The sequence below is a fragment of the Solibaculum intestinale genome (genome assembly GCF_040096205.1).
GTDB lineage: Bacteria > Bacillota > Clostridia > Oscillospirales > Acutalibacteraceae > Solibaculum_A > Solibaculum_A intestinale.
On the sequence record NZ_JBBMFD010000004.1, the window covers coordinates 63,107 to 87,698 of the forward strand.

The window sequence follows — 24,592 nt, forward strand, 5'->3', positions numbered from 1 at the left end:
ATGTTAAACTTTCGCCGGCAGCTTTTTGACCGCCCGGCTCGCCTGATATACGTCAATGGCCTCCATCAGCTTCTGACGCGCTTCGGCCAGGGTCATCCCCTGCAGCTGCGCGCCCGCCATGGTCAGATGACCGCCGCCGCCGATAGCTTCCATAATCAGCTGTACGTTGACCGCCCCCATGGAGCGGGCGGAGACGAACACCGTCCCGTTCTCCCGGTAAAGGACAAAGGAGGCGTCCACCCCGTCGATGTAAAGAAGCTCGTCCGCCGCCTGGGCGGAACAGATGCGCATGTGCGGCCCGCTCCCGTCGGAAGCAGAGATGGCACAGGATTTGTACACCTGCGCGCCGGACACCAGCGCCGCTTTTTTCTGATAGGTGTCGATGCTGCTGGAAAAGAGCTTGCGCACCTCCACCGTGTCCGCCCCTTTGCGCCGCAGATAGGCAGCGGCCTCAAAGGTGCGCACGCCGGTGCGTAGAATGAAGTTCTTCGTATCCAGCATAATGCCCGACAGAATCGCCTCCGCCTCAAACCGGGTCAGAGAGGAATCGTCGGTGTATTCCAGCAGCTCCGCCACCATTTCGCTGGCGGAGGAAGCGGCCGGTTCGTGAAAGAAAATGACGGCGTTGTCTATGTAATCCACCATCTTGCGGTGATGGTCGATGACGACCACCGCCTTACACATCTGGTAAAGCTCCCTGGACTCGAGAAAATCCGGCCGGTGGGTGTCCACCACAATCAGCAGTGTGCGCCTGGTCACCGAGGTCACCGCCGCTTCCGGCGAAAGGAGAAGCTTGCCCATCCCGTTTTCATCCATCCGTTTGGTCAGGGCTCCCGAAAGGGAGGTCTCCCGGTTTAACACGATGGACACGGGCTTATTGTGGGTTTTCACCATCCGTGTCAGCCCCACCGCCGCGCCCAGGCAATCCAGGTCCGCGGCCTTGTGGCCCATGATCAGCACGTTTTCACTGCCGTCGATCAGCTCCGCCAGGGCCGACGCGATGATCCGGCTGCGCACCCGGGTGCGTTTTTCCACGCTTTTGGACACGCCGCCGTAGAACTCGTACCCTGCCTTGGATTTGATCGCCGCCTGATCGCCGCCCCGGCCAAGGGCCATATCCAGCGCCTGCCGGGCCATTTCCTCGCATTCACGCAAGGTGTCCCCGCCCCGGCCGATGCCGATGGACAGGGTGGCGCTCATGCGTTCGCCCACGGTAACCGAGCGGACCTCGTCAAGGACAGGAAACCGGTTGTCGATCATCTCCACGAGATGCCGCTCCTCCATGACGATCAAAAACCGGTCGCTTCCGATCTTTCGGATAAAACCGGTGGTCATCCCCATCCAGCGTTCCAGAAGGGTTTCGATCTGAACCGCCAGCTGGGCCCGTTCGCTTTCCTTGGCGTACTGCATAAGCTCGTCCATATTGTCCAGCACAATCAGGCCCACCGCCGGGCGGGATAACTTATATTCCTCCGCCGTCAGCTTTAAAACCGTATCGTCAATAAAATAAAGCATATACATGCCGTCCGCAGCCGAGGCTTTTCCGCCGTAAATGGTAAACTGACGGCTGCCCACCGTTACCGGGGTCGCCTTGCCGATCAAGGTATCCGGCGCATAGTCCGGCAGAACCCGGCGAAAGGGCATCTGAAACGCATCTCGGTTTCCCAGCACCCGTTCCCGGAAAAGGGCGTTGTAAAAGACGATCTGCTCGTCCTTTCCCAGCACCACCATGGGCAGCGGAAAGGTGGCGAGCACCTCCCGTTCGGCGCTGCCCATGGTGGATGTAAGCTTTTGCAGGTATCGAAACAATTCCTTTCGCACCCGCGCCATATGAATCAAGGTAAAGGTAAGCGCCAAGACAAAGACGGTCAGACAGCCGAAGAACACCCGCCGGTCCCAAAACCAGCTAAGCCCTGTAAAGAGCCCCACCAGGCAAAGCAGCACCGCCGGTACGCTGTTGAGATAGGTCAGTCCTTTCTTCATGCCGTCTTCCCCCGTTCCTTGTACGCTTACCGCCCAGGTTTTCTGCTAGATTTCCATGATAACCGGCAAAATCATCGGGTTGCGCTTGGTGCGGTCAAAAATCAGCTTGCTCAGATCGTCGCGCACCCGGGTCTTGATGTTGCCCCACTCGCGGATGTTGTGGTCGCTGCAGTCCTCCAGCGCCGTCTGTACCTTGCGCTTGATGTCATCCATCAGGTTCTCCGACTCGCGCACATACACAAAGCCTCTGGATACAATGTCCGGTCCGGAAATGATGTGCCCGTCCATGGAGTCGATGGTGGCGACCACCACGATCAGGCCGTCCTCGGCCAGATGCCGCCGGTCGCGCAGCACGATACTGCCCACGTCGCCCACGCCAATGCCGTCCACCATGACCCGGCCGGCGGGAACCGTGCCCACGTCCTTCATGGTGTTGCGGGTGAATTCCACCACCTTGCCGATGTCCGGCGTGAAGATGTTCTTTATCGGAATGCCCATGCTCTTGGCAAGGCCCACGTTCTTCTGCAAATGCTTCTGTTCGCCGTGGACGGGAATAAAGAACTTGGGCTTAGTGATGCCCATCATGAGCTTGAGCTCCTCCTGGCAGGCGTGGCCGGACACATGCACCTCATACATCCGCTCGTAGACTACCTCACAGCCCAATTTCAGAAGCTCGTCGACCACCTTGCCCACCGTCTTTTCATTGCCGGGGATGGGGGTGGCGGAGATAATGATAAAGTCCTCCGGGCCTACCGCCACCTTACGGTGGTCGGAGAAGGCCATGCGCGTCAGCGCCGACATGGGCTCGCCCTGGCTGCCGGTAGTGATGAGGACGATTTTTTCCTTAGGGTAATGGTTGATCTGGTCCAGGTCGACGATAATCCCGTCTGGCACCTTCAGATACCCGAGCTCCATCCCCACGCTCGCCACGTTGACCATGCTGCGCCCGGAAAGGGCCACCTTGCGCCCGTAACGGGCGGCGGCGTCGATGATCTGCTGAACCCGGTGGATGTTGGAAGCAAAGGTCGCGATGACGATGCGCCGGTGCTCGGCCCGCTTGAAGAGCACATCAAAGCTTTCGCCCACGCTGCGCTCGGACTTGGTGTAGCCGGGACGTTCGGCGTTGGTGGAATCCATCAGCAGCGCCAAAACTCCTTTGCGCCCGTATTCCCCGAACCGGCCCAGGTCGATCATTTCCCCGTGAATGGGGGTGCAGTCGATCTTAAAGTCACCGGTCTGGATGATGACGCCGGCGGGAGTGGTGATGGCGAAGGCCACCGCGCCCGGGATGGAATGGTTGACGTGAATGAGCTCAATGGAAAAGCAGCCCAGCTTGACCACCTGCCCGGGTGCGCAGACGTTGAGCTTGGTTTTGTTCAAAAGCCCGTGCTCGCGCAGCTTGCCCGCTACCAGGCCCAGGGTCAGCTGGGTGCCGTAGAGAGGGACGTTGAACTTCTTGAGCAGGAAGGGCAGAGAACCGATGTGGTCCTCATGGCCGTGGGTGAGCAGGATGCCGCGGATTTTGTTCTTGTTGCGTTCGACAAAGGTGAAATCCGGGATCACCAGGTCCACACCCAGCATATCCTCGTCCGGGAAGGCAAGGCCGCAGTCCACGATAAACATATCGTCGCCGCACTCGTACAAAGTCATGTTCTTGCCGATTTCGTTGAGGCCGCCCAGAAAATAAATCCGTACCGGCTGGTCCTTGCCGTCCTTGCGGATGGCCTTTGCCGCCACATCCTTCCCCTTGGGCTTTGCTGCCGCAGCCGGGCGCGGGCCGAAACGAGATTTTCCCTTACCCTGGGAAGACGCCTTTTTCTCCGGTTTCTTCTTGGAAACGGGCGCCTCCACTTCCTTTTTCTCGACCTTCTTTCCCTGGCCTGCGGGCTTTGCCCGCCGCTTGGGTTTGGTTTGGTTCGGCTTAGGTTGGGTTTCCGCCGCCGGAGCCAGTGTTGTAGTTTTTTCGTTTGCCACTCGATAACCTCCATATTTTTTCAAAGGGAAGCACAGCAAACCAAACCTGTCCGTTTGTCTTGCGCGGGCAGGTGTGTTTTGTCGACTGTCCTAATGGTTCCGTACACATTTTGCATGTTCCCAGTCTTCCTGCCGGAAGGGGATTTTCATCGGTTGTCTTCAGTATTCCCCAAAAAGCCGCCTGTCGTACACGGAGAAAGGAAAAATTTGAAGCCCGTATGTTCTCCATCCGGCCGGAATCCGCAAACCCGGTCTGCGGATATAAAAACAGCCCGTCGCTGTCAAAAGTCCATCTCAGTTTAGTATAAAACGGTAGAACGAATCATTTTGTCAGAAAGGAACGAAGCCCTGCGATAAGTAAAGCCGGCGTCAAAAAGGCGCGCGGCGCAGGGGAAATCCCTTTTGGTTCCTCCTGCTGTATCCAAAAAATGCAACATGTATATTGTTTTATTGTACCTGCCGGCACCCTTTCTGTCAAGGACGCCGGCAGGGATTCCCGATTGTACATAGATTCTTTACAAATCCAAAGGCGGCGTTTCTTTTGGGGCCTCCTGGCGGAAAATGGCCTCCTGGAGCCCTTCGCACAGCTCCATGGCGGTCTCGAAATTGGCCGCCTCGGCCAGAATTTTAAAGCCCTTGCCCCGTTTGGCCGGGCGCACCAGCACCTTCCCTTTGCCCGTGCTGATGAGCACCCCTTCGGCTGCGTCCCCCCGGTAGCCTTCCCCGGCCAGCCGCTTGAGGGCCCGGCCGGGGTTTCCTTCCCAGGGAATGCTCTTCTGGGCGATGGAGAAGCCGGGAATCTGATCCAAAAGCTCACGTAGAGTGGCCTTTCTTTCCTTTAGCATCCGCAAAAGCTTTACTGCGCACATCATCCCGTCGCGCACCCAGGGCTGCCGCTCGGCCAAAGCTCTCGCTTCCTTGTCGCAGGCGCCGGTGGGACAGTCCAGATACCGCAGCACCCGCCGTCCTTCCCGTCCCGCCAGACGATCGATGGCCCGGGGCGCCTCATAGGGAAGGGCCACGTCGTTTCCTTTTTGGAATTCGTCCCAGCAGCATAGGGTGAGCACCTTTTCGGCCCAAACGTAGCCGGTTTCCTCGTCGGCCGCCGCCAGCCGGGTCCCCGATGCGCCGATATGCAGCTGAAGACCCGATTCCACCGTACAGCCAAGGCCGAACAGTACCTCCCGCAGCACCCGCCCTGCTAAGGGAGAAGCGGACTTAACGGCCGCGTTCATCCCGGAAAGGCCGCCCGGTGCATACTCCCTGAGCGCGAGCTTATACTGTTCGAGAACGCCGGGCACCGGCTCGGCTTCCCGGATTTCTTCGTAGGCGCAGCGGGAAAATTCCCCCCGCTGCATACAAGCATCCAAATCCCGCTCCATGCTGCGGGGCAAGGGCAGGCCCTGGCCAGTGCAGAGGGCCAGGCGGGTTTTGAGCCCGCCGGAAACAAAGACGCCCATCTGCGCGCCGCACAGCTGGGTGCCGTAGCGCAGGGCGGATTCGAAAAGCTCCCCGAAGTCCAGCACCCCCGCGCCGGTGGACTGGATGCCGGAAATGAGCGCTCGTTTCATCATTTTTGAGCATTCGTCCGGCAGCCCGCAGACGGCCGCGGTCTTTCCTTTGAGCACGGTGCCCACGGCGGCACCGAACCGGGCCATGAATTCCGGCGTCATTTCCACGCCGGTCTCGCCGGATACGCCGTCGTCGTCAAAAAAGCCGGAGCGCACGGTGCCAAACTGCAGGTTCACTGCCGCAACGGCGCCTTCCTCCACCCGTTTTCCCGGCCAGATGCGCACGCCCGGGCGCACCGTTGCCCCTTCGCCGACCACAGCGCCCGCGCCCAGGGCGGCGCCTTCGTAGACGGACGCGCCCCGTTTGACGGAAGAATTGGCGCACAGCAGGGCGCCGGTGCAGGCGGCCCGGTCCCCCAGGTAACAATCGCGCAGCAGCACCGCCCGCTTGACCTTGGCGCTGCGGCCGATGCGGCAGCCGTCCTCGATTACCGTGTTCGGGCCGATGACCGCCCCATCCCCCACGGTAATCCCCTCGCCCAGATAGACGGGCGGAATGATCTCATAGTCCCCCTGGGGCAGGGCTCCGGCGCAGTAGATGCCGGTGGCCTCCTTGGAGGGCATGACGCAGCGTACCTTGCCGTTAAGAATATCCCGCTGGCAGGCGAGGAAGGTATCCAGATCCCCGATGTCGCACCAGTAGCCGGAACAGGGATAGGCGCAGACGGTCCGGCCCATGGAGAGAAGCTTCGGGAACAGGTTCTTGGCAAAATCATAGCTTTCCCGGTCCGGGATCAAATCAAGAATTTCGGGGTTTAGCAGATAAATGCCGGTGTTGGCCGTGTCGGTGCTGGCCTGGGCCCAGTCCGGCTTTTCTAAGAAGCCGGTGACGGTACCGTCCCTATCATAATTTACCAGGCCGTATTCCCGCGGGTCCTCCACCTGCTTGACCAGGATAGTGGCCGCCGCTCCCCGCTCCTGATGAAACCGCATGGCGGCGGACAGGTCGAAATCACACAGCGCGTCGCCGCTGATGACCAAAAACGGCTCGTCAAACCCCTTGGCCGCGTTTTTTACGCCGCCCGCCGTGCCCAAAGGCTGCTCTTCCTCCACAAAGGTCAGGTCCATCTCCCGGTACCGCCCAGTTTTGCCGTCCGAGCCGAACCGGCGGGTGATGGCATTGGGTAGGTACCGCAGGGTAACGGCGGCTTCGTCGAAATCGTTTTGCAGCAGCAGGTCCAAAATATACTCAAAAATCGGCCGGCCGCACAGCCGCGCCATGGGTTTTGGAAGGTCGCAGGTAAGAGGGCGCAGCCGGCTTCCCTCTCCTCCCGCCATGATTACCGCTTTCATTTGATCAGACACCTCTTTGCAAAAAATACATTCGGTACGGTCGCCCATGGGCAAACTCGTACGGATAGTATTCCCGCAAAAAGGGAGCCTTCATACACGTGTTTTTTGGCCGGCATCTTATGAAGGATTTCCATATGTAGAAGATTTTATAAATACTTTATGAAAATTGCCAATTGTACATCGAATATCAATTCTTATATACTAAATACAACAAAAAGGAGGGGTATTTATGTCCAGCACCGTTTCAAAAGTTTGTAAAATCAGTTCTATCGTCTTAGGTATCTTGTGTTTCTTCGGCGGCATTGTCATGGGCAAGGTATTTGGCGGCAGGGATTTCGACTTTGTTTCCATGATAACCGCATGGATCTGCAGTTTCCTGTTTTGTCTCTTTCTGTACGCCGTCGGCGAGCTTATCGACCTGCTGGTGGCGGCGAATAATAACTTAATCGTCCTCGCCGAGCAGCAGGAAGAACAGGCTTCCCGTTCCTCCGCTCCCGCTGCCTCTGCCGCCCCGTACGCATCCCCGGCGCCCGGCAGCGGCGACTGGGTCTGCAAAAAATGCGGCGCGCGCAATAAGGCCGACAACCGGTTCTGCAAGGAGTGCGACACTTACAAATCGTAATTTCCCTGTTTTTTCGCCCAGCGGCAGGAAACCCTTGCCGCCGGGCCTTTTTTTGGTTATAATGAATTTTTACCAAGCCACTAGGAAATGCCGCGAGCGGCATGCAAAGGAGTCGCTGCATGGAAAAGATAAAAAAGCAAGTCCAGATTTTTACCGACGGCGCCTGTTCCGGGAACCCGGGGCCGGGCGGATACGGGGTCGTTTTGCGCTATGGGGCGGTGGAGAAGGAGCTCAGCGAAGGCTTTCCCGCCACCACCAACAACCGCATGGAACTTTCGGCGGCCATCGCGGGGCTTTCCGCTCTCAAAGAGCCCTGCCGCGTCACCCTTTACAGCGATTCCAAATACCTCATCGACGCGGTGGAAAAGGGCTGGGCCAAAAGCTGGCGCGCCAAGGGGTGGAAACGCTCCAACAAAGAGCCGGCCCTTAACCCGGACCTGTGGGAAACGCTGTTGAATCTCTTGGAGCGGCATGAGGTGATGTTTGTCTGGGTCAAGGGGCACGCGGGACACCCGGAAAACGAGCGGTGCGACGCGCTGGCGGTGGCGGCGGCCAAAAAAGCGGCGGGCGGCATCAACCGGTAATGCTTTTGGATGTGCCTTCCTGGATTTTATGGGATTATTCCAGTATGATAGGCAAAAATCCGTCTTCTTTTATCCAAACCGACAATTGAAATCTATACTATATTAGTATACAATTTAGTTGCGCACAAAAGTATTGCGCGTTTTGCCATCCGGTCTTCTTGCCCGGGCAGGTATGTTTTCCTTCTTTTGTGCAAACCATAAACCACTGGAAAGCAAGACGGGCGGATCTTCGCCCTGTGCTTTCTTTGGCTGTGCGGGACGCTTCTCTGCTTTCTTTATTTTATTGCCGGCGCACAGCGGCGGAATGGAGTTTCTGTTATGGATCGTTTTGTTTACGCGGACAACGCCGCCACCACCCGGGTATCCGATGCAGTGGTGCAGGCGATGCTGCCCTATTTTACCGAGCATTACGGCAATCCGTCGAGCCTTTACCACATGGGCCAAGAGGCTCACGCGGCGGTGGATGAAGCCAGGAAAAAGGTCGCCAAGGCCCTGGGCGCGGCGGAAAACGAGATTTTCTTTACCTCGGGCGGATCGGAAGCGGACAACTGGGCCATCAAGGGCGTGGCCCGCAAGCTGGGCGCTCAGGGAAAGAAACATATCATCACCACAAAATTTGAGCACCACGCGGTGCTCCATACGGTGCAGGCTCTGGAAAAGGAAGGGTTCGAGGTTACGTATCTGGACGTGTACCACAACGGTGTGGTTCATCCCGAAGACGTAGCGGCCGCCATCCGGCCGGACACGTGTCTGGTCACCATCCTGTACGCCAACAACGAGATCGGCACCATCCAGCCCATCCCTCAAATCGGCCGCATCTGCAAGGACAACGGCGTCCTGTTTCACACCGACGCGGTGCAGGCGGTGGGCCAGGTGGAGATCGACGTGAAGGACCAATGCATCGACCTTTTGTCCCTGTCGGGGCATAAACTGCACGGGCCCAAGGGCATCGGCGCTTTGTACTGCCGCCGTGGCCTGCGCCTGCCGAACCTCATCGAGGGAGGCGCCCAGGAATCCGGGCGCCGGGCGGGCACGGAGAACGTGCCGTCCATCGTGGGGCTGGGAGTCGCCATTGAGGAAGCTTGCCGGGACATCCCGGGCCGGACCAAAGAAATCGCTAAGCTTCGCGACGCGCTCATTGAAGAGGTGCTCAAAATCCCCCGCTCCCGCTTAAATGGGGACCGGGAGCAGCGCCTGTGCGGCAACGCGAACTTCTGCTTCGAGGGCATCGAGGGGGAATCCCTCCTTCTGCTTCTGGATTTTAACGGGGTAGCCGGTTCCTCCGGCTCGGCCTGTACCTCCGGGTCTTTGGACCCCAGCCATGTGCTGCTGGCCATCGGCCTGCCTCACGAGATTGCCCACGGTTCCCTGCGCCTGAGCCTGGGGGATTATAACACCATGGAAGACGTGAGACACATCGCGGAAGTTCTGCCGCCCATCGTGCAGCGGCTGCGGGACATGTCTCCTTTGTGGGACGAAATCATCAAAAACGAGAAGAAACCGAACTGAGAGGAGTTTCGAGTATGGCATACAGTGAAAAGGTAATGGATCATTTCGCCCATCCGCGCAATGTGGGCGAGCTTGCCGACGCAAACGGCGTGGGCGAGGTGGGAAACTCCCGCTGCGGGGACATTATGAAGATGTTCATCAAGGTTAAGGACAACGTCATCGAGGACGTGAGCTTCAAGACCTTCGGCTGCGGCGCGGCGGTGGCCACCAGCTCCATGGCCACCGAGATGATCAAGGGAAAGACCATCGACGAGGCCCTCAAGCTGACCAACAAAGCGGTCATGGAGGCGCTCGACGGGCTGCCGCCGGTAAAGGTGCACTGTTCGGTGCTGGCTGAGCAGGCCATCAAGGCCGCCATTTCCGACTATTACACCCGCATCGGCATCGACCCGCTGCCCATCGTCGGGGAAATCGGGGACTGCGAAGCTTGCCACATACATTGATCCAAAGAAAAACGCCCCGGTACTCAAACCAAAGTACCGGGGCGTTTGTTCTGCGTTTTTTTCAGCGGTCGGCCGGTTCTATGCGGGAGGCTTCCAGCACCTTTCCTTCAATCAGGCGGTAAACCCGCTCCACATCTTCGATGTCTTCAAAGGCTCTGCCCTGCAAGAGGTTCGTGCTCCCGCGATAGGATGCGGTCCTATCATAATAGAAATTCCTGGGGGAAAAGTAGATGGTTCCCCGATCGTCCTTGGTCTGCTCTTTTTCCAGGGTTTCGATGTTCTGGTACAAAAGAAACTGGGTGTTTTTCCGGTACAGGAACAAAAGCCGCTGGTCGGTCACCACATAATGGGTGGAACTGAGACTTCTCGCCCGGGATACAAACCGCCCGAAAAGCAGGTAAAGCCCCACCAGGATAAACGGAATTCCAAACAGCGCCATAATGAGAGGGCCGCCGCCTGCAATCACAGTATACTCCCAAAAGCCCGCAAACCCGCACCAAAACAAGCTGAACGGAATCAAAACCGCATCGCTCTTTTGCAATCGAATGCCCTTTCTGGGCGAGCCTTCCCAAAGGACATATTCTCCCGGCTGCAAGGCGTTTCGCACCGCCTGGTTGTAGGAATCCTCCATGCTTCTCCATCCTTTCCCGCCTGTCCTCGGCCTTGGGCAGACGAGGAAACGCGGAGCTTTTTTCATAAGGATACTACAGCCGGGCAAAAACCGCAAGAAAAATACGTCGGGCGGCCAAAAAACGCATTTTTTAGAAATCGTGCCTGGAGCCGCCGCTTGCGCCGATTTTTTCATAAACCTGGACGATGGCTTCGACGCACTGAAAGTCCTCCAAGGTCTCATCGTCCAGGATGGCGCGGATTTCGTGCAGCGCCAGCATACATTCCAGATGGGCCAGGTCCCGGATGGAATCGTCCAGGTTCTCAAAGCGCACGGACACGTCGTACCGGGCCAGCAGGTGGAGCAAAATTTCCCTTTCGAAATCCATTGTCATTCCCTTTCAAAAAGCTTTTCCACGGGGACGTGAAGCTGGTCGGCAATGGCGAAAAGCAGGTCAAGGGAGACCCCTGTGCGCGCGGATTCAATGCGGCTCATATGGGTGCGGTCGATGTTCAGCTGTTCGGCCAGCTCCATCTGGGTCAGCCCCTGCATCCGGCGGTAATAGGCAATATTCAGCCCCAACCGCCGATACTTTTCCCACTGGTATGGTTCCATCCGTCCCACCTCTCCTAGATTTTACTAGAATTGGACTGGCAATGAAACGGACTGGGATACCACAAATGAGGCCTCACAGGCTTCAAACGTCGTTCGTTTGGGAGTAGGCTGGAGTTTTCGCCCTAGGTTCGGCCGGAGCATCCGCCTGCCGCAAGGGAAAACCGGCTGGGCCCGCTGGCGGGCAGCTTTAGCCCGGCCTGCCGTGGGGCATGCACTTCCCGCCTTTTGTGGCCTGTCCCAGCCTTTTCCTTCTCAAAACCACAACCGGTTGGGGTGTCTTTTACCTGTTAGGGAATTGACAAACGGGTCGAATTGGGCGATAATAAGCTATTATATGTGTATTGAAATTTCTGTTTGATTCGGAAAGGAGCAGTCTAACATGGGCGATACCTTAGCACAAAAGATCATCAAAGCGCACCTGCTCAGCGGCGACACCGCCGTAGGCAGCGAAATCGGCCTGAAAATCGACCAGACGCTGACCCAGGACGCCACGGGCACCATGGCCTATCTGGAATTCGAGGCCATGGGCGTGCCGCGGGTGAAGACCGAACGCAGCGTCGCGTATATCGACCACAACACCCTCCAGTCCGGCTTTGAAAACGCCGACGACCACCGCTTTATCCAGTCGGTTGCCAAAAAGCACGGGATTTACTTCTCCCGTCCCGGCAACGGCATCTGCCACCAGGTGCACTTGGAGCGGTTTGGCAAGCCCGGCAAGACCCTCATCGGGTCGGACAGCCACACTCCCACCGGCGGCGGCATCGGGATGCTGGCCTTCGGCGCGGGAGGCCTGGACGTGGCGGTGGCCATGGGCGGCGGCCCGTACTACATCTCCATGCCCAAAATGGTGCGTATCACCCTTTCGGGCAAGCTGCGTCCCTGGGTTTCGGCCAAGGACGTGATTCTGGAAGTGCTGCGGATGCTGTCGGTCAAGGGCGGCGTGGGCAAAATCATCGAATACGCCGGAGAGGGCGTCAAGTCCCTGACGGTGCCCGAACGCGCCACCATCACCAACATGGGCGCGGAGCTGGGCGCCACCACCTCCATCTTCCCGTCCGATGAGGTGACCCGGGAATTCCTCAAGGCCCAGGGCCGCGAGGAGGACTGGGCGGCTCTTTCTTCCGACGAGGACGCTACCTACGACGAGGAATACGCCATTGATTTGAGTTCTCTTCGCCCGGCGGCCGCCATGCCCCACAGCCCGGACAACGTCAAGGCCGTGGAGGACATCGGAAAAATCAAAATCGACCAGGTATGTATCGGTTCGTGCACCAATTCTTCTTACTTAGACTTAATGCGGGTAGCGCGCATTTTAAAGGGCAAGACGGTCCATCCGGACGTAAGCCTGTCCATCGCTCCCGGCTCCAAGCAGGTGTATAACATGCTGGCGAAAAACGGGGCATTGGCGGACATCATCGCAGCGGGCGCACGGGTGCTCGAATGCGCCTGCGGCCCCTGCATCGGCATGGGCCAGTCCCCCAATTCCGGCGGCGTCTCCCTGCGCACCTTCAACCGCAACTTTGAAGGCCGTTCCGGCACGGCGGACGGCAAGATTTATCTGGTAAGCCCGGAAACGGCGGCGGTTTCCGCCATCGCCGGCGTGCTCACCGACCCGCGCACCTTAGGAGAGATGGTCTCCATAGACCTGCCCGAGGAATTCCTGATCAACGACAACATGGTGCTCGCTCCCGCCCCGGTGGAGGAAATGGACAAGGTGGAAATCCTGCGCGGGCCCAACATCAAGCCCTTCCCCCAGTCCGAACCGCTTGCCGACACCATTGCGGCCAAGGCACTTCTCAAGGTGGGGGACAACATCACCACCGACCACATCATGCCCGCGGGCTCGAAAATCCTCCCCTACCGTTCCAACATCCCCTATCTGTCCCAGTTCTGCTTCGGCGTGTGCGACAAGGAGTTCCCCGCCCGCTGTAAGGAAGAGGGCAAGGGCATCGTAGTGGGCGGTTCCAACTACGGCCAGGGCTCTTCGAGAGAGCATGCGGCGCTGGTGCCGCTGTACTTAGGGGTCAAGGCGGTCATCGCCAAGTCCTTCGCCCGCATCCATGCGGCAAACCTGATCAATGCCGGCATCGTGCCGCTGACCTTTGAAAAGGACGCGGATTACGACGGGATTGATCAGATGGATGAGCTGCGCCTGCCGGAGATCCGCAAGGCCATCGCCGAAGGCGGCGAGATTGTGGTGGAGAATCTGACCAAGGGGACCAAGTTCCCGGTGCGCTGCGAGCTGTCCAAGCGCCAGCGGGAGATGCTGCTGGCCGGCGGCCTTCTCAATTACACGAAGCTTCAGGCGGAATAAGCTTTTCTATTTTGAGCCAGGAGGAAACACGAATGGAAGACAAAATCACGGCAGCCCTAACAAAATTTGAACAGGTCATGCGCGCCCAGCTCGAACGGGTCGAACGGATGAAGGCGGACAAGGAGTTCACCGATTTTGAGCACCTTGACAAGCTGATCATCGGCGTGTGCGGCGGGGACGGGATCGGCCCGATCATCACCAATGAAGCCGCCCGGGTGCTCGAGTACCTCCTCAAGGATGAGGTTGAGGCGGGCAAGGTGGAGTTTCGCACCATCGACGGGCTGACCATTGAGCATCGTGCCGAAGTGGGCAAGGCGATTCCCGACGACGTGCTCGCCGAGCTGAAAAAGTGCCACGTCATTCTGAAGGGCCCGACCACCACGCCCCGTGCCGGTGATCCGTGGCCCAACATCGAGTCGGCAAACGTGGCCATGCGTAAGGAGCTCGACCTGTTCGCCAACGTCCGTCCGGTAAAGGTTCCGGAAAAGGGGATTGACTGGACCTTCTTCCGGGAGAACACAGAAGGCGCCTATACCTTGGGTTCCTGCGGCGTCAACGTGACCGACGACCTGGCGGTGGACTTTACCGTTACCACCACCCAGGGCACTGAGCGTATCGCCCGCCTTGCTTACGACTATGCCCGCAAGAATAAGAAGGAGCGGGTTTCCATCATCACCAAGGCAAACGTGGTCAAGACCACCGACGGCAAGTTTCTGCGCCTTTGCCAGGAGATTGGCAAGGAATACCCGGAGATCATCACCGACGACTGGTACATTGACATCACCACCGCGAAGCTGATCGACGAGAAGCGCCGCACTGACTTCAAGGTGTTTATCCTGCCGAACCTCTACGGCGACATCATCACCGACGAGGCTGCGGAGTTCCAGGGCGGCGTAGGTACCGCCGGCAGCGCGAACCTGGGCAAGCATTACGCCATGTTCGAAGCCATCCACGGCTCCGCTCCCCGCATGATGAACGAAGGCCGCGGCCAGTACGCCGACCCCTGTTCCATGCTGCGCGCGGCGGTGATGCTCCTTTCCCACATCGGCCGCCAGGAAAAGGCGGACCTGCTGGAAAAAGCGCTGGACAAGTGCATGTACGAAGAGAAGAAGTACGTCATCACCGGGCGGGACACGGGCGCGACCTGCAGCCAGTTCGGCGAATACGTGATGCAGACCATCGAGGCCATGCAGAACTAATTCCAGGCGGACAAAAAGGGCACGGCCCGGGCCGTGCCCTTTTCTTGCAACCCCACGGCTATCAGAACAAAGGATGAGAAACGATGAGCAACAAACGGGAAAACATCTCCATGTCGGTAATCCGGCGCCTTCCCCGGTACTACCGGTTTCTAGGGGACCTGCTCAAGCACGGGGTCACCCGCATTTCGTCACGGGAGCTTTCCCAGCGCATGGGGCTGACCGCGTCGCAGATCCGGCAGGATCTCAACTGCTTCGGTGGGTTCGGGCAGCAGGGATACGGGTATATCGTGGACCAGCTGTACCGGGAAATCGGGAAAATCCTGGGGACAGACAAGCGCCGCCGGGCGATCCTGATCGGCGCTGGCAATTTGGGGCGCGCCATCGCCAACCACATGGCGTTTGAAACCCGCGGGTTCGACCTGATCGGCATTTTCGATCAAAATCCCAACCTCATCGGCCAGGTCATCAAGGGAATCCCGGTGCAGGACAGCCGGGGCTTGGAGGAATTTTGCAGCCGCAACCATCCGGCGGTGGCGGTGCTGTGTATCCCGAGAGAGTCCACCCATGAGATGGCAACCCGCCTGACCAAGCTCGGCATCAAGGGGTTCTGGAATTTCAGCCACTATGACCTGTCGGTCCATTTCCCTGATGCGGTCATCGAAAACGTTCATTTGGGGGACAGCCTCTTGACTTTAAGCTACCGGGTTTCTGAGCTGGAGAGAAAAGAATAGGCTCTTTTTTCCCAGTACGCCGGATGCAAAAACGCGGGACCATGATGGTCCCGCGTTTTTGCATTTTTTATTTCTCTCCCGCTTCACAGAGCTCTCGAAGCTTTTGCTTGAGCGCATCCTTTGCCACTCTGGTTTTAATAAAAAGAGGAAGAACGCAAATTCCACTTATGACAGCCGCAGGAACGCAGATCCAGACCCCATTCGTGACCATATCGAAAACCAGCTTTTTTGAATCCTCTAATATAGGTAGAAGAAAAAGAGGCAGAAAAGAAGACAATAGCAACAAAAATGGGATAGCTGCGATCACAATGGAAAGGATAATCGCCACTGTCATTTTCGTGTATGTATAGGAGATAGTATCCCCTACAATCTCACCCTTTAACACCGTTACCCAGGAATTGCGGATACAAGGAATGCGGTAGAAATAAAACGAATGCTTTTCCAACAGTTTTCCCCGAAAGTCCCTGTCCTGATGAAAAGAACAGGAGGTATCTATCTGTTCCAAAAATCGTTCCTGGAATTTTTCTTGCGTAACCTCTAATAGCATAGACTCTTTTCTCACGAAAATGCCCTTCTTTCCTGTTCCATCAATTCATAACTTTATTTTAACATAAAAGTTTCCACCGCAAAAGATAGAAAGGAGGCCGCCGAAACAGTCGGCTGCCTCCTGTTCAAATAAAACCGCAGACAAGCGGATATCTCCAGAATTTTACGCGGAAACCATTTTCCCATTTAGAATCGGCAAGGCAAAATATGTCCGGCTCGCCGCACAAAGGCCATGCTTTTGCATCACCTTCCACAGCTTTTCCGCCTTCTCCTGCTCCATCTCGCACAAGGGCAGACGGCAGGACCCCACCGGCACGCCCATAAACCGCAGGGCCTGCTTGACCGGAATAGGATTGACGTCGGAAAACAAAGCTCCGATCAAATCCAGATACTGCAGCTGCAGCGACGTGCTGTGCTGGACGTTGCCGTCCCGGTAGCTCTGGCAGATGTCGTGGACTACATGAGGCAGCAGGTTGGCCAGCACCGAAATCACACCCTTGGCGCCCAGTGAAAGGGACGGGGTGATCTGGTCGTCGTTGCCACAGTAGATGTCCAGCCGGTTGCCGCAGCGGGCGGCGATCTGAGCCATCTGGGAGACGCTGCCGCTGGCTTCTTTGATACCGACGATATTTTCCACCTCGCAAAGCCGCACACAGGTATCCGGCTGGATGTTCACGCCGGTGCGGGAAGGGACGTTATAAAGGATAACCGGCAGGTCGGCTGCCTGGGCGCAGGCTTTGAAATGCTGATAGAGCCCCTCCTGGGAGGTCTTATTGTAGTAGGGGGTTACGTGTAACAGAGCATCCGCGCCCGCTTTCTGAGCGAGCTTGGAAAGGCTGACCGCGTGCTGGGTGCAGTTGCCTCCCACGCCGGCGATCACCGGCACCCGGCCGTTTACCACCGAGGCGGTAAAACGGATGACTTCCAGATGCTCTTCATCGGTCATGGTGGAAGCTTCCCCGGTGGTCCCGGCTACGACGATGGCATCGGCATGGTTTGCAAGCTGGTGCTCCAGCAACGCGTTAAGTATGTGGTAATCAATGGCGCCGTCATCCTTCATGGGAGTGACGATGGCGGTGGCGCAACCTCGAAACACGGTTTTTTTCATGATAAACCCTCTCGTTTTTGGAAAATTTCCTTTTGGTGCAGGTGGCGTGCCTGCTGGTATCAATATAGTCCTGTGAGAGGAAAAACTCAAGAAAAGATCCCATAAAGAAACCGGCTTGGATGTTAAGGCCGTGTTCACACGGGAAGGTCCAGAATCAGATAAAGCGCGCCGCCCAAGGCACCCGCTCCCAGCATGACGAAAATTGGGTTTGGCTTCCACTTGCGCAGTACGAAAAAACCGGCCGCAAAAAGGACGATCGCGACCCAATCGGTAGAAGCCGGACCGATTTCTGCACCTGTTCCCCAGAAGGACAGAGTCAAGATAGACATGCCCGCCGCCGCGATCAGCGCCACCACTGCCGGGCGCAGCCCTGCAAGCACTCCCTTGATCAGCGACAGAGACCGGTATTTGTAATAAAGCTTTGCCAGGATGAGCACGATGATACAGGAGGGCGCGATACAGCCCAGCGTAGCCACGATGGCGCCGCCGACTCCGCCCACCCGGATACCCACAAAAGTGGCGGCGTTGATGGCGATGGGGCCGGGCGTCATTTGGGACAAGGTTACTACATCGGCAAACTCTCCCAGGCTCAGCCAGCCGTTTCTCCCCACCACCTGCTCCTGGATCAGCGGCATGGCGGCGTACCCTCCCCCGATGCTGAAAAGGCCGATCTGAAAAAAACTCCAAAAAAGTGCAAGATAGGCCATCATTCCTTCTCCCTTCCCTTACGCTCCCCGTAAAGAGCGCGGCCCGCTCCCAGCAGGCCGCAGATGAGCAGAATCAGGATTACATTCCATTCAAGCAGATAGGCGGCGGCAAATGACCCGATCATCAAAAGAATGGGAATGAGCTTCTTTTCCTTGCCCACCTGGATCGCCATACCCACTACCACATCAAAAATGACCGCCGCCACTCCCGCCTGCATTCCCTTGAGTACCGCGGCTACTACCCGGTTGGCGCGAAAGGCGGAGTAAATATAGGAAAGGACCGACAGAATCAGCAAAGGCGGCAGGACGGTTCCCAAAATCGTCACCAGCGCCCCGGGGATTCCAGCCAGGCGGTACCCGATGAGGATGGAGGCGTTGACCGCAATGGCCCCTGGTGAGGACTGGGCGATAGCGGTCAGGTCCAGCATCTCCTCTTCCCCGATCCATTGGTACTGCTCAACGAATTTCTTTCGCATCAGCGGGATAATGACATAACCGCCTCCAAACGTGAAGGCGCTTAAGGAAAAAGTAGAAGAAAATAACTTCCAATAAAAAGAAATCTTGTGTTTCATGAAGCGCTCCTTTTTAGAAAGCCGATTCGCCGGACCGGTGCGTTTGATTCATCTTCAAACCGTTTCCGGTCCTCTGCCGCGAAAGGTTTCTTATGTACCGGTTTTTTCTTTTCGCCAGGCGGCATTTGAAGGCTGGCAGGCTATTGATTCATTATAATCCATTTTTGAAAAAAGCAACCGCATCTTCCTGTAAAAAAACAGCGGACGGCTGCTGCCGTCCGCTGCCGTGTGTCAGCACGGTTTTACAAAATCCTGCACTTGGTCTTCCATCTGGGTCAGAGGAATTGGGAATTCCACGACGCCAGCGGAGTGTGCAAACAGCGTCATTTCCGGAATGAGAATCACCAGAGAATCACAGGTCAGATAATAGGGTTGATTTCTTGCAATGCTCGTAAATTCTTCGATTTGCTCGTCTACAAGGCCTCTCTCCTCAATCTGCCGGCTGATTTCTCCATTGATGGTTTCCAGGGCTCCGCTGTCGGGCTTGAGCAGATCCATCAATTCCAGTTTCTGTCCGGTGGTGCTCAAAAAGGTAAACCCTTCTTTTGTGGTCCGCCCATTTGCGCCTCCGGTGTACAGATATTCGTGAATGACCAGGCTTACAATGCCGCCACCGTTTCGAGCCGTTTCAAAGCCGATTTCCCCATCGACAGGGTCGCCCTTTTCCATGGCCGCTTTGACTTCAACCTTGGCACGTTTGGCCTGTTCGGCCAGCATCACATTCAGACGTTCCTGGGCTTTTTCATCGCTCATACAGGTCAGTCTTGGATAGGATACTGAAAACCGTGCCCGTTCGCCTGTGATTTCTTCCTGGACCGATTGAATCCGCACGTTGGACTGCGCTGCGAGAACCGGAGTTCCCACCGCCATCATAAAAACCGCTGCACACAATACTGAGATTGCTTTTTTCATAAAATCTCCGCCCTTTGCGCTCGGGCTTTTTTCAAGCTGCTATTGACGCGGCGGTTTTTCCGCCGCATCAATAGCATGTCCTCCATGCGTGCCTTAAACCGTGTCAATGGATGGATATGAAGATGAAAAAATCAGGCAGCGCATTTTTCTCATTTATTTCTTAAAAAATTTTGAATGAAATCCGCTTTTTTGATTGCTCCGCCGCAAGCGGAAATCCCGCTCGTTTTGCGGTTTTTGACGTATGGTTGCCGGCAGGAGACAAGCGCAGAAGAAAGCGGCCGTTCGCTCGTTCCGGGCTACGAAAGCCTCATGTCAGCCGTCTGCACGATCTGTCCGTCGTCGCGCACGAACGCCGCCTGGATTCCCAGACGTTCGGCTAGCTCCATCCCTTGTTCTTCCCCCAGGCAGAACAGCACCGTGGACAGTGCGTCCCCATCCACCGACCGGTCGGTGACCACCGTCACGCTGGCGAGTCCGTTCTCAATGGGATAGCCGGTCTTAGGGTCAAGCAGATGATGGTAGCGCTTGCCGTCTATGGTGAATCCCCGCTGGTTGATCCCGGAAGTAACCAGGGATTTGTCTTTTACCGACACGGCGCCCAGCTGGCTTTCGTCAAACGGAGACTGAAGCCCTACCCGAAACTCCGTCCCATCTGGTTTGCCGCCCAACACATAGATATTGCCGCCCAGGTCGAGAATCGCGCTTTGGACTCCCTGTCCGCGCAGCAGGTCCGCCATCCGGTCGGCGATATACCCCTTGGCGATGGATCCCAAATCCAGCTGCGCGCCGGGTACGGCGAGGGCCACGGTGCCGCCGTCCACTTTTACGCCTCGGTAGTCCACTGTTTTAAGAGCCTCCGCCATCCGCCCGCTTGCGGGGAGCGACGGTTCTTCGGCCCGGAAGTCCCACAGCTCGGACACCGCGCCGATGGTGATGTCATACCCGCCGTTCGACAGGTCACAGTAGGACAGGGCTGTTTCGATCAACTGAACGGTTTCCTCGGAAACGGCAACCGGCTGCCCGTTCGCGTGGTTGATCCGCCAAATGTCGCTCCCTTCCTTGGTGCGGCTGAACAGGTTCTCATACCGCCGCCCCAGCTCCATACACTGGGAAAGCAGCCCCTCGTCCTCCTTGTCATAAATGGTGACGGTGACGATGGTGTCGAACAAAAAGTCCTGCCGCTGGATGGGCTCATGGGGAAGACGGCTGCAGCCGGAAAACAGGACCGCAAACAAAAGCACGGCCAGGCATCCGATCACCGCCGCTTTTTTCCTCATAGTATAAACATCCTCCCGAATCAAATGCATCCGTGCGGCGCGGTGCCGCACGGATGCAGATAAAGTTCCTGTGTTCGGTGTATGGTTATTCTTCATCGTCCCCGGTGTCGATGACAATGTCTTCTATGGAAAGGACGCTGAGCTTTTCTTCGTCAAACGTGATGGAAAGGGCTTCTCCGTAGGTCGTCATGTCCTCTTCCAAAGAACCGCCCGTATACTGGCTGAGAATCTCCGTACGGTTTTCATTGATGTAGGAAAGCATCTGTTCGTCGGTAAAGCGCACGAAGAAATAAATCATGTTGCTGGGCGCGTCGGGAACCAGCAGCGCCTTTCCAGGCGCGGTGGCAAAGAACTGTTCCTTGATCGCATCGGTCAGATTGACCGCAGTTTTGGAATTCACCCAGGTTTCCTTGTTGCTGCTCTTGGGCTGGGTGGAATCGGAATTCATCCGGCTCTCTTCCGCCGCGACCACGTCCGCCCAGGTCATCTGACCGTTGTTGACGCCGTCCCGGTAGCCTTCAAAGGTTTCCACCAGCGCGGCGTTCTTTTCCTCCGCTCCGGAAACGACGGCCGCATTTTTAAGCACCCACATATAGCTGGCCATCAGCACATTGTCCTTCGCAAAGGCCAGAAGCTGCTCGTCGGAAACCGCCTCGGCCCCGTCCTTGCCATACATAGCTTCCAAAAGGATGGGCGGCAGAGACTTATAGTAAATATATGTCTCAAAGCTTTTCTTTGAAACGTTGTTGGGCTCGTAATAGAGAGACGCTCCGTTGGTGGTCCATTGAGTCTCAGCGCTTTCTTTTATACTCTCCTGCTGTTCGCTGGTGAGCGGGATTTTCCCCAGCTCCCGCAGCTTTGCTTCCACACCGATGTAGTACCGCAGCTGGGATTCAGTCTGCTCTTTGATCCACTGGGCCGCGGGTTTCCCGTCGATGGTTTGGCTGGCCAAGTCCTCCGTGTTTTCCACATACGCCATGGCGTTGCCAGTATTGTCTACCTGGAACGCACGGTAGACGCCGACGGAAACGGAGTTTTCCACGCCGGTCACCGCGATATCGTCCTGTCGGATGCGGTCGCATCCGGTTGCCGCCAGCGCGAGGACCAACGCCATCGCCGCCGCGGCAGCACGTTTTAATAATTTCAACGTTTTCCAACTGCCTTTCTCAATAGGTTTCCGACTTGATTATACAACACAATCGAAAAAATGTCTATCATTCCCAACGACTTTACAAACTATTCATCTTTTCACAGGAAAATTTATGTAAGTTGTCATTTTGATCGCAAATTTTGTCGATTCTCATTGAAAAAACCAGACAAAATCAAAGATATATTGGAATAAAATTTCAGTTTTGCTGTATATTTTTCGGTAAAAAATCCGGATGGTTAAGGGAAAAACATTGTTATTTGTCTTCCAATATGCTATAATTTTTGCATTCTTTCCAGCTGTACCCGATTTGGGTTCCTAGAACTTTCACCAACACAAAAGAAAAGGATGATGCGGCATGTCTCTTTTTACCGTGGGAAAGGACTTTCTGGGGATTTTCTATAACTTTCAAATGTTTCTCTCCAAACATTTGGCTTCCCTTCGTCTGACCAACATTGAGTTTTCCCTGCTGTATATGCTCTACAACGCCAACGGCACCAGCCAGGATGAACTGTCAAAACTGACCTACCTGGACAAGGCCACAGTATCCCGCGGCATCAAGTCTTTGGAGGAGAAAGACTATGTGTTCCGGGTCAAGGACAAGGTGGATAAGCGGGTCAAAAGCGTTTATTTGACGGAAAAGGCCTATGAAAAACGCGATCAGATCGATCAATTGGTGGGAGATTGGTATTCCCGGATGATGGAAGGAGTAACCGAGTTGCAGGCGGCGCAATTTTTCGACACCTTGGGAACCATCCGCCGCAACGCCGATTCCATTGCGGCGGATCTGCATTATCCTGTTCATATGGCCGCCTCGGCGTCGATGAACGAGCCGACCTATCCGGTCTGAGAGAAACCCTGTTTTTGCGCAGAAATCCCCCGGCGGGGAAGGAGTACCGCACCAGGCGGCGTCTCCTCAAAAGCCGGGGGATTTCTTTTTTCCTTTACGAGGCGTCCGGGAAGGAAAGGGCAACCCGGACGCCCGGTATTTGATCTGCCCTGCGCAGTGCGGGCGCACGCCTTTTTTAACAAATGGATAATGGCAGGCAACAGGCGGTTATCAGTCCCGCATGCCGGGCAGTTTTTTTAAGCAGCCGCTCCTTTAGGAGGCGGAACCCAGCGTTACCTGCAGGTCAATGGACTGGCCATTGCGGTAAACGGTGACGGTGACGGTATCGCCGGGAGCGCACTTGTTCTTTTCGCTGTTGAGCATCTGATAGCTGGATATCTCCACACCGTTGAACTTGGTGATGATATCGTTTCTCTGGATACCTGCGTCGGCGGCAGGCGAATCCACCGACACGGAGTAAACCACTACGCCGGCCGGATAACCCATGCGCTGCAACGTTTCCGCGTCATAACTGGAGTTGGCAGTGATGCCGATGTACGGGGTGGGAGCGTTCTCATTTTTAATGAGACGGTCGCAGATTTCCACTACTTCGTTGACCGGGATGGCAAAGCCCATGCCCTCGAAATTATCGCCGGCCATCTTGGAGTTGTTGATGCCGATGAGCTGGCCGTTGACGTTGACGAGGGCGCCGCCGGAATTACCGGGGTTGATGGCCGCGTCGGTCTGGATGAGGTTCATTTCCACCCCTTGTTCGGTCTGGATTTTACGATTTAAGCCGCTGATGATGCCGGAGCTGACCGAACCCATAAAGTCCAGGCCGCCAGGGTTGCCGATGGCGATGGCCTTCTCGCCTACCTGGATGGAATCGGAGTCGCCGATTTCAATAGCGGTCAAGCCGGTTTTGTTGATTTTCAAAACCGCCAGGTCCGCACTTGCGTCATAGCCGACGACGGTAGCGGCGATGCCTTCGTCCGGATTATCCGGAAGGAAAACCTCAATGGTGGTATTTTGAGCGGGCAGCTGCTGGCCGAAGGGATTGTTGGAGGACGTGTTCCCCTCCACAGCGCTGGAAATCACGTGATAGTTGGTAATGATGTAACCGTCGGTGGTGTAAACCACACCCGAACCTTCACTGGCGGAGGTGCTTCCCTGGCCATAGTAGAAACCGCCGGTACTGGGGGTGGACACCCGGATGCCCACCACGGAGGGCGCAGCCTTGTTGTAGGCGGTGCCGATGTTGGCCTCGTCGGTTTCGTTGACGTAGACAGTCTTATTGTTATTGGTGTTGAGCGTGCTGGAGTCGCCCTGGGAAGAGGTTGGTGCAGTAGCGTTTTGGAGACTGCCGCCGAGCACCACCACGGCAGAGGAAGAAATAACGCCGCAAATGAGGGCGGAAGCCAGCGAAACGGCGATCATGGAAGCAAGGCTGTAAGACCGTTTCTCTTTCTTTTTTTTCTGCTTGGGCTGCTGCGGCGGAGTGACCGGCGGATTGGGCAGGTGCTCCATGGGGTCTTTTGGCTGGTAACCATATTGATAGGAAGAATAAGGGTCCTGGCCTTGCCCAGAAGACGGCGGCACGGCGGCAGCGGGATTTTCATAGCCTGGGGCTTGGTACCCGCTGTATTTGGTCTCGTCCACCGACGGGCGGACGTAATGGTAGGTACAGTTGTTTTCATCTACAGGCTGCTGCCAGCCGGAAGCGGTCGGCTGGGACTCACCGGCCTGGTAAGGTTCCCTTGCGTTTTCTTCATGGGGGTCCTGCACCGGAGGAGTGGGCTGGTTGGCGTCGCCATAAGTATTCTCCTGAAAATCAAATCCGTTGTTTCTCTCGTTATCCAACATGATAGGTCCTCTCCTGTCATTCTAATTTTTCTCTACGCTTGTGCGGGCCTTCCCGCTTGCTGTGCTTTTATCATATCCATTGGATGTTTCAAACTTTTGCTTTTCCGGTAAATACAACATGAAATGATTTTTAACAGTGTGTGACCAAGAAAATTTCGGAAAAATCCCGGTGGATGCGCGGTT

Annotated in this window: 22 protein-coding genes; 8 read left to right on the forward strand and 14 right to left on the reverse strand. The window is 56.5% G+C overall.

Annotated elements, in window-relative coordinates; translation table 11 throughout:
• Window positions 1-3: 3 nt before the first annotated feature.
• The 3 genes from WMO26_RS03970 to WMO26_RS03980 form a co-directional block, all read right to left on the reverse strand.
• Window positions 4-1,983 (reverse strand): DHH family phosphoesterase, encoded by a 1,980-nt coding sequence (locus WMO26_RS03970; protein WP_349218291.1) that lies wholly within the window; start codon window positions 1,981-1,983, stop codon window positions 4-6.
• A 45-nt stretch (window positions 1,984-2,028) separates the two neighbouring features.
• On the reverse strand, window positions 2,029-3,957 hold the full coding sequence (locus tag WMO26_RS03975) for an RNase J family beta-CASP ribonuclease (RefSeq protein WP_349218293.1): 1,929 nt from the start codon (window positions 3,955-3,957) through the stop codon (window positions 2,029-2,031).
• A 515-nt stretch (window positions 3,958-4,472) separates the two neighbouring features.
• Entirely contained in the window at window positions 4,473-6,821 is a 2,349-nt protein-coding gene (locus WMO26_RS03980; protein WP_349218295.1) for a sugar phosphate nucleotidyltransferase, read from the reverse strand.
• 229 nt (window positions 6,822-7,050) lie between these two features.
• Here WMO26_RS03980 and WMO26_RS03985 point away from each other — a divergent pair, with 229 nt between their 5' ends.
• The 4 genes from WMO26_RS03985 to nifU all read left to right on the forward strand — a co-directional run bounded on the left by WMO26_RS03985 (window position 7,051) and on the right by nifU (window position 9,979).
• Window positions 7,051-7,443 carry a hypothetical protein gene (locus WMO26_RS03985; RefSeq protein WP_349218297.1) on the forward strand — a complete coding sequence of 131 codons (393 nt, stop codon included), beginning with the start codon at window positions 7,051-7,053 and terminating at the stop codon, window positions 7,441-7,443.
• Window positions 7,444-7,562: 119 nt separating this feature from the next.
• The gene (rnhA, locus tag WMO26_RS03990; protein ID WP_349218299.1) at window positions 7,563-8,027 is read left to right on the forward strand and encodes a ribonuclease HI; all 465 of its coding nucleotides are present in this window, start codon (window positions 7,563-7,565) and stop codon (window positions 8,025-8,027) included.
• A 318-nt stretch (window positions 8,028-8,345) separates the two neighbouring features.
• Window positions 8,346-9,536: a cysteine desulfurase NifS gene (nifS, locus tag WMO26_RS03995; protein WP_349218300.1), complete on the forward strand. Its 1,191-nt coding sequence runs from the start codon at window positions 8,346-8,348 to the stop codon at window positions 9,534-9,536.
• 14 nt (window positions 9,537-9,550) lie between these two features.
• The gene (gene nifU / locus WMO26_RS04000) at window positions 9,551-9,979 is read left to right on the forward strand and encodes a Fe-S cluster assembly scaffold protein NifU (protein ID WP_349218302.1); all 429 of its coding nucleotides are present in this window, start codon (window positions 9,551-9,553) and stop codon (window positions 9,977-9,979) included.
• A 61-nt stretch (window positions 9,980-10,040) separates the two neighbouring features.
• On the opposite strand, the gene WMO26_RS04005 is transcribed toward nifU, so the two are convergent.
• The 3 genes from WMO26_RS04005 to WMO26_RS04015 form a co-directional block, all read right to left on the reverse strand.
• Window positions 10,041-10,610: a hypothetical protein gene (locus WMO26_RS04005; protein WP_349218303.1), complete on the reverse strand. Its 570-nt coding sequence runs from the start codon at window positions 10,608-10,610 to the stop codon at window positions 10,041-10,043.
• 130 nt (window positions 10,611-10,740) lie between these two features.
• The gene (locus WMO26_RS04010; protein ID WP_349218305.1) at window positions 10,741-10,977 is read right to left on the reverse strand and encodes a hypothetical protein; all 237 of its coding nucleotides are present in this window, start codon (window positions 10,975-10,977) and stop codon (window positions 10,741-10,743) included.
• A gap of 2 nt (window positions 10,978-10,979) precedes the next feature.
• The gene (locus WMO26_RS04015; protein WP_349218306.1) at window positions 10,980-11,204 is read right to left on the reverse strand and encodes a helix-turn-helix domain-containing protein; all 225 of its coding nucleotides are present in this window, start codon (window positions 11,202-11,204) and stop codon (window positions 10,980-10,982) included.
• Between the two features lie 379 nt (window positions 11,205-11,583).
• Here WMO26_RS04015 and WMO26_RS04020 point away from each other — a divergent pair, with 379 nt between their 5' ends.
• The 3 genes from WMO26_RS04020 to WMO26_RS04030 all read left to right on the forward strand — a co-directional run bounded on the left by WMO26_RS04020 (window position 11,584) and on the right by WMO26_RS04030 (window position 15,448).
• Window positions 11,584-13,518: an aconitate hydratase gene (locus WMO26_RS04020; RefSeq protein ID WP_349218308.1), complete on the forward strand. Its 1,935-nt coding sequence runs from the start codon at window positions 11,584-11,586 to the stop codon at window positions 13,516-13,518.
• 32 nt (window positions 13,519-13,550) lie between these two features.
• Window positions 13,551-14,717, forward strand: coding sequence for an isocitrate/isopropylmalate family dehydrogenase (locus WMO26_RS04025; RefSeq protein WP_349218309.1), 1,167 nt, complete (start codon window positions 13,551-13,553; stop codon window positions 14,715-14,717).
• A gap of 83 nt (window positions 14,718-14,800) precedes the next feature.
• Entirely contained in the window at window positions 14,801-15,448 is a 648-nt protein-coding gene (locus tag WMO26_RS04030) for a redox-sensing transcriptional repressor Rex (RefSeq protein WP_349218310.1), read from the forward strand.
• 67 nt (window positions 15,449-15,515) lie between these two features.
• Here the strand turns inward: WMO26_RS04030 and WMO26_RS04035 are convergent, their stop codons facing one another.
• The 7 genes from WMO26_RS04035 to WMO26_RS04065 all read right to left on the reverse strand — a co-directional run bounded on the left by WMO26_RS04035 (window position 15,516) and on the right by WMO26_RS04065 (window position 21,717).
• A complete protein-coding gene (locus WMO26_RS04035; RefSeq protein WP_349218312.1) occupies window positions 15,516-16,010 on the reverse strand; it encodes a hypothetical protein in 495 nt (164 codons plus the stop codon).
• Between the two features lie 147 nt (window positions 16,011-16,157).
• Complete coding sequence (gene dapA, locus WMO26_RS04040; protein ID WP_349218314.1) at window positions 16,158-17,102, reverse strand: 4-hydroxy-tetrahydrodipicolinate synthase; 945 nt, start codon at window positions 17,100-17,102, stop codon at window positions 16,158-16,160.
• A 134-nt stretch (window positions 17,103-17,236) separates the two neighbouring features.
• On the reverse strand, window positions 17,237-17,809 hold the full coding sequence (locus tag WMO26_RS04045; RefSeq protein ID WP_349218315.1) for a chromate transporter: 573 nt from the start codon (window positions 17,807-17,809) through the stop codon (window positions 17,237-17,239).
• Window positions 17,809-18,381, reverse strand: a complete 573-nt coding sequence (locus WMO26_RS04050) for a chromate transporter (protein WP_349218316.1) — start codon at window positions 18,379-18,381, stop codon at window positions 17,809-17,811. The genes WMO26_RS04045 and WMO26_RS04050 overlap by 1 nt, the downstream gene beginning before the upstream one ends.
• 231 nt (window positions 18,382-18,612) lie before the next feature.
• Window positions 18,613-19,293: a DUF3298 and DUF4163 domain-containing protein gene (locus WMO26_RS04055; RefSeq protein ID WP_349218318.1), complete on the reverse strand. Its 681-nt coding sequence runs from the start codon at window positions 19,291-19,293 to the stop codon at window positions 18,613-18,615.
• A gap of 296 nt (window positions 19,294-19,589) precedes the next feature.
• Window positions 19,590-20,570, reverse strand: a complete 981-nt coding sequence (locus WMO26_RS04060) for an FAD:protein FMN transferase (protein ID WP_349218319.1) — start codon at window positions 20,568-20,570, stop codon at window positions 19,590-19,592.
• Between the two features lie 85 nt (window positions 20,571-20,655).
• On the reverse strand, window positions 20,656-21,717 hold the full coding sequence (locus WMO26_RS04065; RefSeq protein WP_349218320.1) for a hypothetical protein: 1,062 nt from the start codon (window positions 21,715-21,717) through the stop codon (window positions 20,656-20,658).
• A 358-nt stretch (window positions 21,718-22,075) separates the two neighbouring features.
• Between WMO26_RS04065 and WMO26_RS04070 the strand changes: the two genes are divergently transcribed.
• Window positions 22,076-22,567 (forward strand): MarR family winged helix-turn-helix transcriptional regulator, encoded by a 492-nt coding sequence (locus WMO26_RS04070; protein WP_349218322.1) that lies wholly within the window; start codon window positions 22,076-22,078, stop codon window positions 22,565-22,567.
• A 252-nt stretch (window positions 22,568-22,819) separates the two neighbouring features.
• Here WMO26_RS04070 and WMO26_RS04075 read toward each other — a convergent pair whose 3' ends face one another.
• The gene (locus WMO26_RS04075; protein ID WP_349218324.1) at window positions 22,820-24,409 is read right to left on the reverse strand and encodes a S1C family serine protease; all 1,590 of its coding nucleotides are present in this window, start codon (window positions 24,407-24,409) and stop codon (window positions 22,820-22,822) included.
• Window positions 24,410-24,592 lie beyond the last annotated feature (183 nt).